Origin of the sequence: Actinosynnema pretiosum, from assembly GCF_002354875.1 — a bacterium.
Lineage (GTDB): Bacteria > Actinomycetota > Actinomycetes > Mycobacteriales > Pseudonocardiaceae > Actinosynnema > Actinosynnema auranticum.
Map to the genome: position 1 here is coordinate 5453759 of NZ_CP023445.1, position 16342 is coordinate 5470100.

General features: G+C 74.0%; 12 protein-coding genes. 6 read left to right on the forward strand and 6 right to left on the reverse strand.

The genetic code is table 11. The features are described from left to right. Positions 1 to 77: 77 nt before the first annotated feature. Positions 78 to 4352 carry a glycoside hydrolase family 2 TIM barrel-domain containing protein gene (locus CNX65_RS23115; RefSeq protein WP_096495643.1) on the forward strand — a complete coding sequence of 1425 codons (4275 nt, stop codon included), beginning with the start codon at positions 78 to 80 and terminating at the stop codon, positions 4350 to 4352. 52 nt (positions 4353 to 4404) lie between these two features. On the opposite strand, the gene CNX65_RS23120 is transcribed toward CNX65_RS23115, so the two are convergent. The 3 genes from CNX65_RS23120 to CNX65_RS23130 form a co-directional block, all read right to left on the reverse strand. Beyond that, positions 4405 to 4818, reverse strand: a complete 414-nt coding sequence (locus CNX65_RS23120) for a DUF2690 domain-containing protein (RefSeq protein ID WP_096495644.1) — start codon at positions 4816 to 4818, stop codon at positions 4405 to 4407. Between the two features lie 112 nt (positions 4819 to 4930). Next, a complete protein-coding gene (locus tag CNX65_RS23125) occupies positions 4931 to 5893 on the reverse strand; it encodes a response regulator transcription factor (protein WP_096495645.1) in 963 nt (320 codons plus the stop codon). 128 nt (positions 5894 to 6021) lie between these two features. Beyond that, the gene (locus CNX65_RS23130) at positions 6022 to 6951 is read right to left on the reverse strand and encodes an NADP-dependent oxidoreductase (RefSeq protein ID WP_096495646.1); all 930 of its coding nucleotides are present in this window, start codon (positions 6949 to 6951) and stop codon (positions 6022 to 6024) included. Positions 6952 to 7083: 132 nt separating this feature from the next. Between CNX65_RS23130 and CNX65_RS23135 the strand changes: the two genes are divergently transcribed. The 5 genes from CNX65_RS23135 to CNX65_RS23155 all read left to right on the forward strand — a co-directional run bounded on the left by CNX65_RS23135 (position 7084) and on the right by CNX65_RS23155 (position 11688). Then, positions 7084 to 7581: a MarR family winged helix-turn-helix transcriptional regulator gene (locus CNX65_RS23135; protein WP_096495647.1), complete on the forward strand. Its 498-nt coding sequence runs from the start codon at positions 7084 to 7086 to the stop codon at positions 7579 to 7581. Between the two features lie 118 nt (positions 7582 to 7699). Further along, positions 7700 to 8944, forward strand: coding sequence for an APC family permease (locus CNX65_RS23140; RefSeq protein ID WP_096495648.1), 1245 nt, complete (start codon positions 7700 to 7702; stop codon positions 8942 to 8944). A 376-nt stretch (positions 8945 to 9320) separates the two neighbouring features. After that, complete coding sequence (locus tag CNX65_RS23145) at positions 9321 to 9683, forward strand: hypothetical protein (RefSeq protein WP_232519969.1); 363 nt, start codon at positions 9321 to 9323, stop codon at positions 9681 to 9683. Between the two features lie 93 nt (positions 9684 to 9776). Then, entirely contained in the window at positions 9777 to 10871 is a 1095-nt protein-coding gene (locus CNX65_RS23150) for a glycosyltransferase family 4 protein (RefSeq protein ID WP_096495649.1), read from the forward strand. Positions 10872 to 10887: 16 nt separating this feature from the next. Continuing rightward, positions 10888 to 11688: a glycosyltransferase family 2 protein gene (locus CNX65_RS23155; protein WP_096495650.1), complete on the forward strand. Its 801-nt coding sequence runs from the start codon at positions 10888 to 10890 to the stop codon at positions 11686 to 11688. Positions 11689 to 11948: 260 nt separating this feature from the next. Here CNX65_RS23155 and CNX65_RS23160 read toward each other — a convergent pair whose 3' ends face one another. The 3 genes from CNX65_RS23160 to CNX65_RS35625 form a co-directional block, all read right to left on the reverse strand. Further along, a complete protein-coding gene (locus tag CNX65_RS23160; protein WP_096495651.1) occupies positions 11949 to 14003 on the reverse strand; it encodes an ATP-binding protein in 2055 nt (684 codons plus the stop codon). Between the two features lie 73 nt (positions 14004 to 14076). Further along, a complete protein-coding gene (locus tag CNX65_RS23165; protein ID WP_157767805.1) occupies positions 14077 to 15768 on the reverse strand; it encodes a TIGR04141 family sporadically distributed protein in 1692 nt (563 codons plus the stop codon). A 109-nt stretch (positions 15769 to 15877) separates the two neighbouring features. Beyond that, complete coding sequence (locus CNX65_RS35625; protein ID WP_157767806.1) at positions 15878 to 16171, reverse strand: hypothetical protein; 294 nt, start codon at positions 16169 to 16171, stop codon at positions 15878 to 15880. Positions 16172 to 16342: the final 171 nt, after the last annotated feature.

Sequence of the window (16342 nt, forward strand, 5' to 3'; positions counted from 1 at the left end):
CGGCCGCGAGGGCGTGCCGGACAGAAACCCGGACATCCGTTGACGGTCTTCTCCGCGCGGCCCTAGCTTCCGAAGACATGCGTCGTGTCGTCGTAGCCACGGTGGTAGCGCTCTCACTCCTGACTCCCGCGACCGCGCGGGCCCGCCCCGTCGACCCCGTGGACGCGCTCGCGTACCTGGAGGACCCCCGGATGACCGGGGAGAACCAGGAGCCGCCGCACCCGGACCTGAAGCCCGAGCGGCGGCTCAGCCTGAACGGCGAGTGGCGGATCAGGATGTTCGACAGGCCCGAGGACGTCCGCGAGACGGAGGAGGGCTGGCGGACGGTGTCGGTGCCGCACACCTGGCAGACCGACTTCCTGGACCACCCGGTGTTCCGCAACATCCCCACGGAGATGTACCCGGACGCCCCGCCTTCCGTGCCGCGCGACGTGAACCCGACCGGCGTGTACGAGAGGGAGTTCGACCTGCCCGCCGAGTGGGACCGCACGCTGCTCCGGTTCGAGGGCGTGACCAGCGGCTACTTCGTGTGGGTCAACGGGGAGTACGTCGGGTACGACCAGGGCGGGTACACGCCCGCCGAGTTCGACGTCACCGGCAGGCTCAAGCCGGGGCGCAACACCGTCCGGGTGCAGGTGCACCGCTGGGGTTCCGGGTCGCACCTGGAGGACTTCGACCAGTGGCGGTTCTCCGGGATCTTCCGCGAGGTCTGGCTGTACTCCACGCCGAGGACCTACCTGGCGGACGTGACGATCAGGACCGACCTGGACGCGGAGTACCGGGACGCGGCGCTCAGCGCGGACGTCGTGCTCGGCGGCCCGACCGAGGGGCACTCGGTGCGGACCAGGCTGTTCGACCCGAGCGGGACCGAGGTGCCGGTCGTGGGCGGGCGGGTGGCGAACCCCGTGAAGTGGACCGACGAGACGCCGAACGTGTACGAGCTGCGGGTGGAGCTGCTGCGGGACGGGCAGGTGGTCCAGACCGGCAGGCAGCCCGTGGGGTTCCGGGAGATCGAGATCGTCGACCGGCAGCTCAAGGTCAACGGGAAGCGGGTGCTGTTCCGGGGGGTCAACCGCGCGGAGACGAGCGTGCGCGGCAGCAGGCACGTCACCCGCGAGGAGCAGGAGGAGGACGTGCGGTTGATGAAGCGGTTCAACGTCAACGCGGTGCGCACCTCGCACTACCCCAGCGACCCGCACTTCTACGAGCTGGCCGACCGCAGCGGGTTGATGATCGCCGACGAGGTCGACACCGAGACGCACCACCACGACAACTGCCCGAACGACTGCCTGGCCGAGCGGCCCGAGTGGCAGGACGCGTTCCTGGACCGGTTCACCGGGATGCTCCAGCGGGACAAGAACCACCCCAGCGTGGTCATGTGGGACACCGGGAACGAGGCCGGGCTGGGCAGGGCGCACCACGCGATGGCCGAGTTGGCGCGGGCCCGCGACACCCGGCCGCTCTACCACCAGCCGAACGTGCCGGACGGCGACGCGCCGTTCGCGGACGTGTCCGGGCCGCGCTACCCGTCGCCGTCGAGCCTGGAGGCGAAGGCGCGCACGACGACCAAGCCGATCATCATGGGCGAGTACGCGCACGCGATGGGCAACAGCCTGGGGAACTTCAAGGAGTTCTGGGACGTGGTGCGCGCCTACCCGCAGGTGCAGGGCGGGTTCGTCTGGGACTGGGCGGAGCAGAACATCGCCCTTCCCCTCCGCACGACCCCGGACGACGCGAACGGCATCCTGGCGTGGCTGTCCGGCAAACCGTCCCGAGTGGACGGACCGCGCGGGAAGGCGTTGCGGCTCAGCGGGTTGGACGACTTCGTGGAGGTCTACCGGGACCGCAGGTTCGACGAGGTCCGCGACGGGCTCACCCTGGACGCCTGGGTCAAGCCGGACGCGTGGACCGGCGACTTCACGGTCATCGCCAAGGGTGATCACCAGTACGCGCTGAAGATGTCCGACGCGAGCACGCTGGAGTTCTTCGTGCACAGCGGGACCTGGCGCACCGTCCGGGCAACGGTGCCCGCCGACTGGACCGGGAACTGGCACCGCGTCACCGGCACGTTCGACGGCACGGCGCTGCGGCTGCTGATCGACGGTGAGCAGGTCGCGGAGACCGCCTTCACCGGGACGGTCGACCCGTCGCACTGGCCGGTGAACATCGGGCGCAACTCCGAGACCATGCAGGAGAACGTGCGCACCCGGATGGCGCACGGCGCGATCGACCAGGTGCGGATCCACCACCGGGCGCTGACCGGGTCCGAGCTGGCCGCCGATCCCAAGGGCACGGCGGTGCTGGCGCTGGACTTCGAGACCGTCGAGGACAAGGGACGGCAGCAGTCGTACGGCGCGGGCACCGGCGGCGTGGACGGGCTGGTGTGGGCGGACCGCAGGCCGCAGCCGGAGACCACCGAGCTGATGGCGGTCCACTCCCCCATCCGCTTCTCGTTCGCGGACAACCGGCTCACGATCGTGAGCGAGCGGCAGTTCACCGGCACCGACGACCTGGAGCTGCGCTGGGAGGTCACGGACAACGGGCGCGTGGTGGACGACCACCGGGGCCCGCTCGTGCCGGGCGTGGTCGAGCTGCCGGACCGGTCGGCGGTCACCGAGCGCCTGCTGACCGTGCGCGCCACCGACCGGGCGGGCAACGACGTCGGCATCGCCCAGTTCCCGCTCGGCGGCGACCGGATCGCCGGGCTGCACACGGGAACCCGCTCGGGCAGCACCACCACGACGCAGGACGAGAACGAGGTCGTGGTGTCCGGCCAGGGCTTCCGCTACGCGATCAGCAAGAGGACCGGGGCGCTCACGTCGATGCGGGTGCGCGGGGACGAGCTGCTCACCGCCGGTCCGGAGCTGGACGCGTGGCGCGCGCCGCTGTCCAACGAGTTCATGAGCGAGGACACCTCCTGGTACCGGGCCGGCCTGGACCGGTTGACCACCACGCCGTCGAGCGTGGAGGTGGGCCGGGACTCGGCGGACGCGGTCGTCACGGTGAAGTCGACGGCGCAGGCCGTGGCGGGGTCGTCGTTCGGGCAGACCTTCACCTACCGGATCACCGGCGACGGGGAGATCCACGTCGGGCACCGGGTCGCCGCGCGGGGCGCGATGCGGGATCTGGGCTACCTGCCCGGCATCGGTTTCACGGTGAAGGTCCCGGAGCGGTACCGGCGGTTCACCTGGTACGGGCGCGGGCCGGGCGAGAACTACGACGACCGCAGGTCCGGCGACCCGATCGGCCTCTACAAGTCCACTGTGGACGAGCAGTTCCACGACTACTACAAGCCGCAGGACTTCGGGAACCACGCGGACACCCGGTGGGCGACGCTGTCCGACGGGCGCTCGGGCCTGCTGGTGGCCGGCGACCTGGACGTGCGGGTGTCGCGGCACGACGACCTGGACCGGGCCGCCTACCCGTTCGCGCTCGAGGAGAACGACGGCTGGACCACGCTGCACGCCGCGCACCGGGTCACCGGCGTCGGCGAGACGTTCCACGAACCGCTCCAGCCGTACCAGGTCGAGGCCGGGACCGAGTACGCGTACTCGGTGCTGCTGCGCCCGCTCACCGCGGCCGAGGCGGTCACGGGCGAGCTGGGCGGCCAGGTGGACTGCGTGCCCGCCGTGGAGCTGAACGCCGCCGAGACCGCGCTGGAGCCGGGCGGTCGGGTGGAGGCCGAGCTGGTGGTGACCCGGCCGTGCCCGTCGCCCGCGCGGGCGAGGGTGGGCGTGCCGGACGGCTGGACGGCGACGCCCGCGTCGGTGGACCTGTCCGGCGGGTCGGCGCGGGTGGTGATCACCCGCGAGGGCGGGCCGACCGGGACCAGGCCGGTGCTCGTGGACGTGGTGGCGGGCAAGGGGACCACGGCGCTGAGCCGGGACTTCACCGCCGTGCCGAGCGCGCCCCGCGGTGAGGCGCGGGTGTCGGCGCTGGAGTTCCTGGACGAGCGCAACGGGTGGGGGCCGATCGAGCGCGACCGCAGCAACGGCGAGGACGCGGGCGGGGACGGCAACCCGATCCGCTTGCGGGGCAGCGCTGTCGACTCCGGCGTCGGGGCGCACGCGGACTCGGAGTTCCGGGTGCACACCGGTGGCCGGTGCTCGCGGTTGACCGCCGTGGTCGGGGTCGACGACGAGACCGGCGGCACGGGCAGCGTCCGGTTCGAGGTGCTCGCGGACGGGCGGCAGGTGTACCGGAGCCCGGTGCTGACCGGGCGGAGCGCGGCCGAGCCGATCAGCGTCGACACGTCCGGCGCACGGGTGCTCTCGTTCCGGGTGACCGACGGCGGTGACGGCAACGCGCACGACCACGCCGACTGGGCGAACCCGGTGCTGAGCTGCGAGTGATCACCTGCGCCGCCCGGACCCCCGAGTCCGGGCGGCGCGGGCGCGGCGCGGCTCAGCAGAGGCGGACGTTGCCGGTGGCCGGGTCGCCGCTCCCGATGCGCTGCACCCAGAAGGTGACGCAGGTGCTGCCGGGCGCGTAGACCTGCGGCGTCCAGTGCGAGCCGCCGCTGCCGGTCTGGTAGCCGCCCACGGCCGAGCCGCCCCAGTCGGAGCGGATCACCATGTAGACCGTGCCGCTGAGGGCGGGGACGCGGACCCAGTTGGTGCCGCAGCCCGCCGAGTAGCGGATCTCGTAGTTGATGCCGCCGACCGAGCCCGAGCGGATGGTGCTCGCGCCCGAGGCGCACCCGGTGCCCAGCGGGTCGGTGTTGTGGTGCTCGGGTCCGGCGGTGGCCGAGCCGGTGGTCAGGGCGAGCAGCGCGGTGGTGGTTCCGAGCAGTGCCGCGATCTTCCCGGTGGTGCGCATGGGGCCTCCGTGTTCTCGCTGCGGCTGGTGCTCCCCATGCTGGTCGGCGGGCCGGTCGGCCCGGTATCGCTCGCGGGGTGAGGCGGGGCGGTCCCCCGCCTACCCACACCGGTCACTGCACGTGCCGCCGCACGTCCGCGGCCACCTGCTCCCGGTCGGCCATGCCGTACTTGCCGAGGACGTGCTTCACGTGCGTCTTCACGGTGTGCACGCTCAGCCCCAGCTCGGCGGCCATCTCCCGGTTGCCCAGGCCGCGCGCCAGGAGCAGCGCGGCCGTGCGCTCGGTCGGGGTGAGCGCGGCGAACCGGGCGGCGGGGCCGGTGTCGGCGCGGGCGGTGAGGCCGATCAGCTCGCACTGGACGCGCTCGCAGCGCTCCCTGACCTCGTCCAGCGCGGCGCGGAGGTCGGCGGCCGGGTCCTCCAGCGCGTCGAGCGCGGTCCGCCGGATGCCGCCGACCCGCCCGGACAGGTACTCGACGACCCGGTGCGAGGTGAGCGCGTCCGCCACGTCCGCGCCCGGTCCGGCCAGGTCTGCGAGGGCGGCGCGGTCCTCGTCCTGGCGCACCAGGACCCGCGCCAGCACGCCGGTCAGCCACTCGCAGGCGCGCACCGCCTCGTCGCCGTAGACGTCCGGGGTGTAGCTGTGCAGGGACACCATGCCGATGACCGAGTCCGGGGCACCGCGCTCGGGGCGCAGCATCGGCGCGGTGACGACGTCGGCGGAGCGGCGGGTGACGTCGCCGAACGAGGTCCCGGCGCGCAGCACGGCCCCGCCGTCGTAGCGGTGCCGGTAGGTCTGGCGGTGGCGCAGCAGCCAGGCGACGGGGCCGTTGGGGCCGTAGGCGTGCAGCACCGGGTCGTCGAACCGCTGGTCCTCGGTGCCGTAGACGTAGCGGACCTTGTGGCCGTGCAGGAGGCCGATGTAGGAGGAGTCGACGTGGGCGACCTTGGCGAGGGTGCGGACGACCTGCTCGTAGACGGCGAACCGGTCGTCGCCCATGGCGAGGATCTTGTGGTGGGCCTCGCGCAGGATCGCGGTCGTGGCGGGGCCCATCCTCGGCGGCAGCTCGGACATCCCACCTCCGCGCTCGGTGCCCCAGGATGTCCGGCGGCGGGTGGCGGGCGACAGACTCCACCTGGGCGAACGCCGCCCGGCCGCTTCCCCGCGCGGGTGAGGCGCGGGGAGGCAGCGGCTCGCGGGGGTCACACCAGGACCACGACCTTGCCGGGCAGGGTGGTGGACTCGGCGTGCACCGAGGGCAGGTCGGCCAGCGGGACGCGGCGGGCGATGTCGACGCGCAGCTCGCCGCGGTCGACGCGCTCGCCCAGCTCGGCCAGCTGGGCGGCGTCGCTGCGGACGAACAGGTTCACGCCGCGCACGCCGCGCGCCTCGTCGGTGGGGGCGGGCATCCAGACCGTGGTGTTCACGACGATCCCGCCGTCGTGGACGAGGTCGGTCAGGGCGGCGAGCTGCTCCGGGGCGACCGGGGCGAGGTTGAGCACGAGGTGGACGCGCTCGGTGACCGCGTCGGCGAGCGCGGTGGTGGTGCGGTCGACGACCTCGTCGGCGCCTGCGGCGCGCACGCGGTCGGCGGTGCGGGGGCTGGCGCTGGCGATCACGTGGGCGCCTGCGGCCTTGGCGAGCTGGATCGCGTGGCCGCCGACCGAGCCGCCTGCGCCGTTGACCAGCACGCGCTGACCGGCGACCAGGCCGCCGTGGTCGAACAGGGCCTGCCAGGCGGTCAGGCCCACCACCGGGAGGGCGGCGGCGTCGGCCAGCGGGATGGAGGTCGGGGCGGGGGCGAGCGCCTCGGCGGCGGTGACGACGTGCTCGGCGGAGGCGCCGACGCCGGTCATGGACAGGAAGGCCACGACCGCGTCGCCGACCCGGACGTTCGTGACGCCCTCGCCGAGCGCGTCGACGGTGCCCGCGACGTCGAGGCCGGGGGTGTGCGGGAGGGCCACCGGGATCGGGCCCTGCATGAACCCGGCGCGGATGTTGCCGTCGACCGGGTTGAACGAGGTGCCCGCGACCTTGATCCGGACCTCGCCCGCGCCGGGGGTGGGGAGCGGGGCGTCCTCCAGGACCAGGACCTCGGGGGCGCCGTACTGGTGGAAGCGCACTGCCTTCATGGGAGAGCCTCATCTCGTTCGATCTTTGCTTCGAGTTCGAAGCAACTGGGGAGAACACTAGCGTTGCTTTGAATTTGAAGCAAAGTGACCTGCGCCACGGTCCTTTGAATTCGAAGCAGTACACTCGGCGGCATGGCCGACACCCCGCCGTCGCTCGACCCCGTGCAGCTCGGCGCCTACTTCGACCTCATCGAGGTGACCAGCCTGCTGCGCCACGCCGTGGAGCAGCAGCTGCGCGAGGCGGGCGACCTGAGCTACGTGCAGTTCCAGCTGCTCGCCCGGCTCGGCGACTCGCCCACCGGCAGCCACCGGATGACCGACCTCGCCGACGGCGTCGTCTACAGCCGCAGCGGACTCACCTACCAGGCCGGACTGCTGGAGAAGGCCGGGCTGGTCACCCGCGCCCCGTCCCCGGACGACGAGCGCGGCGTCACCGTCACGATCACCGACGCCGGGCGCGCGCTGCTGGCGCAGGTGCTGCCCGGTCACGTGGAGGTGGTCAGCGGGCTGCTGTTCGAGCCGCTCTCGCGCGAGGACGTCACCGCGCTGGCCAGGCTGCTCGCCCCGGTCCGCGACCACATGCGCGCGGTGCCGCCCCGCTCGGCCGCGCCGCGCAAGCGCAAGGGCTGACACCCAGGGGCTGACACCTCAGGGGCGGGCGGGTGAACAACCGGGGGTTCGGCGGGCGGGGCGCGCCGGGGCCGTGGTGCACTCCCCCGCCGGACCCCGACCCGAAGGGCGCACCCCCATGACCCCACCGCAGCTGGCCCGCCGCCTCGGCCTGGGCGGCGCGACGCTCACCGGGCTGGGCGCGATGCTCGGCGCGGGCGTGTTCGCGGCCTTCGCGCCCGCCGCCCGCGCCGCCGGGACCTGGCTGCTCCTCGGCCTGGCGATCGCCGCCGCCACCGCCTGCTGCAACGCCGCGTCGTCGGCGCGCCTGGCCGCCCGGCGACCGGTGTCGGGTGGCGCCTACGCGCACGGGAGCGAGCGGCTCGGGCCGTTCTGGGGGCACCTGGCGGGGTGGGGGTTCGTGGTGGGCAAGACGGCGTCGTGCGCGGCGATGGCGCTGACCGCCGCGGCCTACGCGCTGCCCGACGCCGGGCGGGGCGCCCGCACCGCGCTCGCCGTGGCGGCCGTGCTGGCGGTGACCGCGCTGACCTGCTCGGGCGTGCGCCGGTCGCTGGCGGCCACGGCGGTGATCGTGTCGGCGGTGCTGCTCGTGCTGGCGCTGGTGGTCGCCGCCGCCGCGTCCGGCCCGAGCGCGACCGGCTCGAACACGCCGTGGACCTCGGACGTCGGCCCGCTGGACGTGCTGGAGTCGGCCGGGCTGCTGTTCTTCGCGTTCGCCGGGTACGCGCGCGTCACCACGCTCGGCGAGGAGGTGCGCGACCCGGCCCGCACCATCCCGCGCGCGGTCGGGGCCTCGCTGGTGATCGCGCTGCTGGTGTACGCGGCGGTCGCGGTGGCCCTGCTGGGCGCGCTCGGACCGGTCGGGCTGGCTTCGGCGGCGGACCCGCTGGCCGCCGCCGCGTCCGGGTGGCCGTGGCTGACGCCGGTGGTGCGGGCGGGCGCGGCGCTGGCCGCGCTGGGGTCGCTGCTGGCGCTGGTGCTCGGCGTGTCCCGCACCGCGCTGGCCATGGCGCGCGACGGCCACCTGCCGCGCGCGCTGGCCGCCGTGCACCCGCGCCACGGGGTGCCGCACCGCGCCGGGATCGCCGTGGGCGCGGTGGTCGCGGTCCTGGTGTCCACCGTGGACCTGCGCGGGGCGATCGGGTTCTCCTCCTTCGCGGTGCTGGTGTACTACGCGGTCGCCAACGCCTCGGCGTGGACGCTGGGCGGCAGCCGACCGGTCCGCGCGGTGGCCGCGACCGGGCTGGCAGGCTGCCTGCTGCTGGCGTCGGCGCTCCCGGTCGGCTCGGTGGTCGCGGGCGCGGTGGTGCTGGCGGTGGGGGCGCTGGCCTTCCGGTGGCGCCGGGAGAGCGGGACCGCGTAGGCGTTCACGTCGTCCCGGCAGCCGAGAGAGGACGCCTGCGCCCGGGAAGTGCGAGAGAGTCCTCAGTGGACGGTCCGAGGATTTCCGGAACCGCCCGGTGCCGAAAACTTTTTCGGCTGCGACAGCGGTCGGCAGGGGGAGCACGGAGACCGCCGCCGCCGCGGAAGACCCGAGCGGATGTGAGGACGCGATGACGCGTGTGCGAAGGTGCTCGTCCCGCTGCCAGCCCTGGTGCTGACCGGCGCGCTGGCCGGTCCACCCGCCGCGCAGGCGGACCCGGTGGGCGCGCCGGCTCCCCCGACCGGCACGGTGCGGGTGCACCTGCTCGTGCCGTCCGACGTGGCCCCCGACCAGCGGTACGCGGACGGGATCGCGCGTGGTGGTCGAGGCGCAGCGGGACTACAAGCAGGAGCTGCTGCGGCGACTCGGCCTGGGCGCGCCGGACAACCGGTGGTTGACCGTCGGTGAGATCCGGGCCGAGGGTCCGGGCGCGGGTGGCGGCGGCTGGGTGATCCTGTCCGGGCACGACGCGGACGGGGCGGCGGGCGTCAACGGGCCGGTGAACCGCTGGCACGGCGGGGTGGTGCACGAGCTGGGGCACGCCTTCGGTCTGCCGGACTCCGGCTTCACCGACGGCACGCCGATGTCGGCCTCGTTCTACGACTACCCGAACACGCACTTCAACCAGGGCCAGAAGACCGGCATCCTGAACGGCCCGTACCGGAACTTCCTGCGCTGAGCGCGGTCCCACCCGGCGTCGACGGCCGTCCGCGCGGTCGTCGGCGCCGCCGCGCGCGCCCCGCGGGAGCGCGCCTTGTGCCAGACTGCGCCCATGCGGGTCACGTTCGTCCTCCCGGTGTTCTCCCGGCTGCCGAGCGGTGGTTTCCGCGTGGTCTACGAGCACGCGAACCGGCTCGTCCGCGGGGGCCACGAGGTGACCGTGGTGCACGAGCGGTGGCGCGAGGGGCTGCACCGCCCGGTCAAGCACTGGTGCGAGATCGCGCGGGACCGCTGGCACAGCGCCAGACCCGGCGGCCTGACCCGGTGGTTGCGCTGGATGCGGGTGGACCCGGCCGTGCGGATGACCATGGTCGGCGAGCTGACCCCCGACGCGCTGCCCGACGCGGACGTCACCGTGGCCACCTACTGGACCACCGCGCGGCTGCTCCTGTCGGCGCAGCCCCGGCACGGCCGTCCCGCGCACCTGGTGCAGGGCTACGAGGTCTGGGGCGTTCCGGACCCCGGCGAGGTGGACGCGGTGCTGCGCTCGGCGCTGCCGAAGGTCGTGGTGTCCGAGCACCTGGCCGGGAAGCTGCGCGGTCTCGGCGTGCCGGACGAGCGGATCTCGTTGGCGCGCAACGGCCTGGACCACGAGGCGTACCGCCCGCCGGACCCGGACCCGCCGAGGGGCGCGAGCGTGAGCGTCCTGCTCGGCACGGGCCCGCAGAAGGGCTCGTCCACCGCGATCGCCGCGCTGCGGGCGGTGCGCGAGCGGTGCCCGGAGCTGCGGGTGCACGCGTTCGGCCCCGAGCGCAGGCACCCCGAGCTGCCCGCGTGGGCGCGCTACTCCCGCGCCCGCAACGGTCCGGAGCAGGCCAGCCGCGCCTACCGGTCCAGCGCGGTCCACCTGTGCTCGTCGGTGCACGAGGGCTGGGGGCTGCCGGTCGCGGAGGCGATGGCCTGCGGCACGGCGGTGGTGAGCACCCGCAACGGCGGGGTGGAGGACTTCTGCGCGCACGGCCGCAACGCGCTGATGGTGGACGTCGGCGACGCGGACGCCATGGCCGGGGCGGTGCTGGAACTGCTCCGCGACGGGGCGCTGCGCGCCCGGCTGGTCGACGCGGGCAGGCGCACCGCGGCGGGCATGGACTGGGAGCGGTCGGCGCGGGAGTTCCTCGCCGCGCTGCGCAAGATCCGAAGCAGCTGACGAACCGGAAGGGCCCATGCGCACGATCTCGGTGATCACCGCGGCACACGCCCCGAGCGCCCACTACCTGGTGGAGACGGCCAGGAGCGTTGCCGCGCAACAACTCCCGCCGGGCTGGGCGTGCGAGTGGCTGGTCCAGGAGGACGGCGAGGCGCCCGCGCTGGCCGACCGGGTCGGCGGGGCGCGCCACGCGTGCAACGGCGCCAGGCTCGGCATCGCCGCGACCCGCAACCTGGCGCTGGCGCGGGCGACCGGCGAGATCGTGCAGAACCTGGACCACGACGACGTCCTGCTGCCGCACGCCCTCGCCACCCTGATCTCCCGCTTCGAGGAGCACCCGGTGCACTGGGCGGTGATGTCGGCGGACGACCTGCTCCCCGACGGCACGCGCCGCCCGTTCCCGCCGGACCTGCCGCACGGCCCGGTGCGACCGGGCGAGGTGAACCGCTGGGCCGAGGAGCGCGGCGGCAACTGGCCCCTGCACGGCGGTGGTCTGGCGGCCAGGACGGAGACCCTGCGCGCGCTGGGCGGCTGGACCGGCGTGCCGGTGGACGACGAGCTGGGCGCGCTGGTGGCCCTGTCCGAGCTGACCCGGGGCTGGCACGACCACGAGGTGACCTGGCTCTACCGCAAGCACCCCGCGCAGACCACGAACAGCTCCCTCTACCCCGGTCTGGAGGACACCGGCCGCCGGATCGCGCTGCAACGGGCGAAGGCGTTGCGCAGCACGGGGTTGCGGGTGTCCGTCGAGCGGCCGGGGACGGGCAGCCACGAGGTGGACCTGGGGCCGAACATCCGGTTGGCGCCGGGGGTCTGACCGGTTCTCGGCCGACGGGTGGACCCGGTGGCCGTTGAGACCGTTCGCGAAGCGCTTGAACGCGGCCCAGGCGCCAGAACCGATGACGGCGACGGTGACGAGCGTCCGACTAGCAGGATTACCCGTGATGAGGAATTCCGCAGCGCGACTCGACGCGTGTCCGACCGGCCGCGGAACCGCCGCCCACGCGGCACCGCCCACCGGGGAACCGCCCGCGAGTTCGGGCGCACGACGTCGGACCCCGCGCCACCGCGACCGGGTCATCCCGGCTCAGCCGGGGGCGGGCCTGCGGCGCCGCCGCTGTGGCGCGCCCGGAGCACGTCGGCGAGCGTGGCGCGCACCCGGTCGATCGGCACCGGCAGGGCCTCGCCCAGCTCGGGGCGCGACTCGACCTCGTCGAGCATGGTCAGCAGCCGGTGGACCTCTTCCTCGAGCATCCCGTCCTCGACTGCCTGCCCCTGCTCGGCCCTGCGGTAGAGCCCCACGACCAGCTCGATCTGCGCGGTCAACCCGGTCAGCTCGTGGCGGCCGGACGCCGCGTGCTCGCCCCGGACCGTCTCGCGCAGCAGGTGGGCGGTCACCTCGTCGTCCCTGTCCCGGGAGCAGATCCAGGCCAGGTCGTACCGGCAGGCCAAGGTCACCTCGTGCGTGTCGCCCAGCCAGCGCGCGCAGTCGTGCAGCAGGTCCGCGAACTCGGACTCGTGCCCGGCCGCGAGCCCGCCCGCCTCGGCTTCCCAGCGCAGCCACGCCAGGTCCCGGCGCAGCCCCAGCACATCGGGGTGGCGCGGTCCCAGGTGCCTGGTCCTGACCTCCAGCGCGTGGGTGAACAGGGACTCGGCGCGCGGGTGGGCCTGGGTGAGCTGGGCGAGCACCGCCATGGAACGGGTCAGCTTGGTGCCCAGCAGCTCGAAGTCGCCGGACAGGCCGAGCGCGGCGATGCGGTCGACCAGGTGCTCGCAGTGCGGCCCCACCGCCGCCCAGCCGGACAGGTGTTCCCGGTCCGCGGCCGACAGGTGCGAGGTCATACCGTCCAGCACCGCGATGCCCAGCGCCAGGTACGGGCGCGGGTCGGCGACCAGGTCGGGCTGGTGGCGGTTGGCCTCGCGGATGACCGGGTGCACCAGCACGCACTCGGTGCTGACCGGGGAGAAGCGCGGGTCCTGGAACAGCACCCGGTCGACGAGGCCGAAGTCGGCCAGCTTGGCCAAGGTCCGCACCAGCTCCAGGGGTGTCATCAGGTCGAACAGCCGGGACAGCGTGAAGATCCGGACCTCGAGCGCGCGCACGGGCAGCGGAGCCTGCGCGAGGGAGGACAGCCAGCGCAGCAGGGCACGGGCCCAGCGCACCCCCAGTTCCTCCAGCAGCTCCAGCGACAGCTCCCAGGTCCGAGCGAGCACCTCGCGCTCGTCCAGGCCGCCGACGAGCTCGTGCAGCTGGTCGACCTGGGGGAAGTGGTCGAGGAAGACCCGCCGGTAGTGGTCGAAGTCCGCGGGCAGCTCCGCCCCCGCCACGCGGGGCAGCCGGGCTGCCGCGCTCAGGTAGCGACCCGCCAGGTGCAGCGCCAGGGGAAGCTTGCCCAGGGCGCGGGCGAGCAGCAGCGCCTGCGCGCGATCACCCGCGTCCGGGGCCAGTTCGCGCAGCATGTCGACCGCGTGCCGCTCGCCCAGCGGTTCGACCTCGCGCAGGGCGGCGCCCCGCGGCAGGGGGTCGGTGGCGCCGTGCCGGGTGGTGATCACCACCGCGCCGTTGGACGGGGGAAGCGCGGGGAGCCAGGGGCGCAGGGCGCGCGCGTCGTCGGCGTTGTCCACCACGAGCACCCACCCCACCGCGCGCGCCAGGGCCTTGGCCACCACGGGGACTGGCGACCTCGCCCCCGACCAGGCCATGACCACCTCCTCGACGGAGGCCTGCGCGGCCAGGGCGACCTCGCGGAAGCCCGCTGAGAGCGTCCGGGGGTCGGAGGCGTCCAGCCACCACACCGTCAAGCCCGAACCGGTGCGCCTCAAGGCGTCGGTCAGCTCCAACGCCACCGCGGTCTTGCCGCTGCCACCGGTCCCGTGCAGCGCCAGCACCGAACCGTCCTGGCGCAGGGCGGACTCGACCGCCTCGGCCAGCAACTCGTCGCGCCCGTGCAAGGTGGGAGCCGACCGGTCCACCGGTGGCGAGATCGACACCAGCGCGACGCCCGCGTCCACCGCGTCGGCCTCCCGCAGGGTCAGGTCGCCGTGGAACTGCCCGATCTGGAGCACTGTGCGGTGACGGCCGCCGGAGAGCTGGTTGGACACCGACAGGCCAGGGTCGCGTTCGACCCCCATGAGGACAACCTCCGGGAAGCAGCGGGGACGGTGCCGGGGCGGCGCGGTGCGGCCGACGCCACCGGGCCTGTGATCAGGAGCGGCTCGTCGCCATGCGCGGTTCCGCGCGACCACCGGCCCTCGGCTTGGGGGCGTGCGGGATGTCGGCGAACTGCAACCGCACCCCGTGCCTGCGCAGTTCGGCGTCCAGCCGCAGCAGGCCCACCATCGACAGGGTGAACAGCTGTCCGACCTCCCACTCGCGTCCGGCAGCAGCCAGGACGAGCACCTGCGGCTGCCGCGCGATGCCCCTCGTGCTGTCCAGCGCCCGGACCTTGGCGTCCAGCTGCCGCAGGGCCTCGGCCTCGAACCGCAGCGCCCACACCGCCACCTGGGCCTGGGTGAACAGGTGGCTGGCGGCGGTGGCCCTGGCCAACCACTTGACGTGGATCAGCTCGTCGCCCGGCCCCACGAGGTCGGCGAACTCGAACCTGCGGTGCATCGGCGTGCGGCCGAAGTCCTTGTCCAGGCACAGGAAACCCGGCTGCTCCGCCACCAGCTCGCAGTAGCGGTGCTCGTCGTCGGTGCGACCGGTGGGTCGCCACAGCGGGAAGACCAGTTCGCTGCGGTCGGACAGCAGCTCCCGCACCTGCTCGCGCACGCGCTCCACGGCCGCCCGCCCGAGCTCGTACCAGCCGCCCTGGTGCAGGCAGTAGGTGCGCCCGTCGACCAGCGCCTCGAAGGCGATCCACTTGTCCAGCGTGATCGCCCTGGTGAGGAACTCCTCCCCCGCGTCGTCGGCGCACGGGGTCAGCCGCGCGTCCCGCAGCTCGCTCACCCGCATCGCGACCGGCATCTGCGCGAACCGGGCGACGAGGTCGTCGACGTCCGGGAAGCCGTCGAAGAGCATCGGTCCGGCGCCGCCGATGTTGTTGGTGGCGAAGGAGTTCACCTCTTCCAGGTGACGCAGCGCCGCGGTCGGCCAGCACACTCCCAGCGCTCCGGAGCCCTCTTCACCGCCGAGGGCGCGCGCCAGCCTGCCCTCGAGCTCCGGGAGCACCGGGTCCCGGTCGGACAGCGGGCGGACGTCGGTGATGAACCTGAGGGGCGAGTCCTGGTCGGTCTCCTCGGTGATCGCGCAGATCGCCCGGAGGTCGGCGATGAAGTGCCGGGGCGTGGCGCCGACCCTCAGCGACAGCGAGTCCCCGGCGGTCACGCGCAACCTCTTGCCACCGGTCGCCACCCGGTAGGTCATGCCGGTCATGTCGGCCATGCCCGAGACGCGGGTCACCAGCTCCCCCGCGGGTTCCAGCCCGAAGCCGATCGGGGAGTTGCCGGAGGGGAAGTTGGTCCGGGTGCTGCGCGCGGACACGTCGAGCAGGCTGCTGGTGACGGCCCTGAGGTCGGCGGGGTCCACGCGGCGGATGGCGAACAGCAGCCCGAAGCCGTGCTCGAGCTTGAGGTCGTCGAGCAGGTGCCGACCGCTGCCGAAGACCGCGGCCACGACCCAGCGGTCCACCCGGACGAGCAGGACCGCGAAGGGGGCGCCGCGCACCAGGGACGGCCGCACCCCGGTCAGCGCGGTGACCGTGCCCGCCCACTCCGGGGCGCCCGCGGTTCGGGTCCCCGCGACCAGGTGCGCCACCGCGTCGGCGATCTCGACCGGGCCGTTGTGGCTGACCGCGCTCACCCCGGACAGGTCCAGGTAGTCGGCCAGCCGCGTTCCCGGCACGACGGGGAAGCGGTAGAGGGTGGCCTGCGCGGTAGGAGGTGTGTGACGAGGCAAGGGGTTTTCCTTATCGACAAGGCTGAAGAGCGCAGCGCAGAGCAGGACCGCTCGAGCAGGAGCGGACCGGGGGGCGTGGTCGCGCGTCGGAGGCGGCGGACCGTCGAGGTCAGCCGGCGGCGCCGGTCGTTCTGAGCCGGTAGGCCGCTGCCGGGCAGGTCAGCGCGAGCGCGAGCGCGAACCCGAGGGCCGCGGGCGACGTGGAGGCCCTGAGCAGTGCGACCAGGACCAGGAAGCCCGCTGACGTGGCGGCGAGCAGCACCCGCACCGCCCTGGCGGGGGCGGCGCGGAGCGGGGGCGCCGGGGAGTTCGGGACGCGCGCGGGGGCGCTCCCCGTGCGGGGTGGCGGCAACCGGTGCAGCGCCAGGGAACGGCGAACCGCGAGCGGGCCGATGTCACTCACTTGTGACGGCTGGCTCTCTGGTCGCGGACGTGTCTGCGGATCTAGACTCAACAGGTTCCTAACTTCGCGTTCTGCGGTGGCTAGCCCAGGCACACGGGGTGGGGACGTCACGCGGTCTCCTGTTGGCGCAGGAGGCCGCGTTCTTTATTCCAAGATATTCGTTTTGGTGGG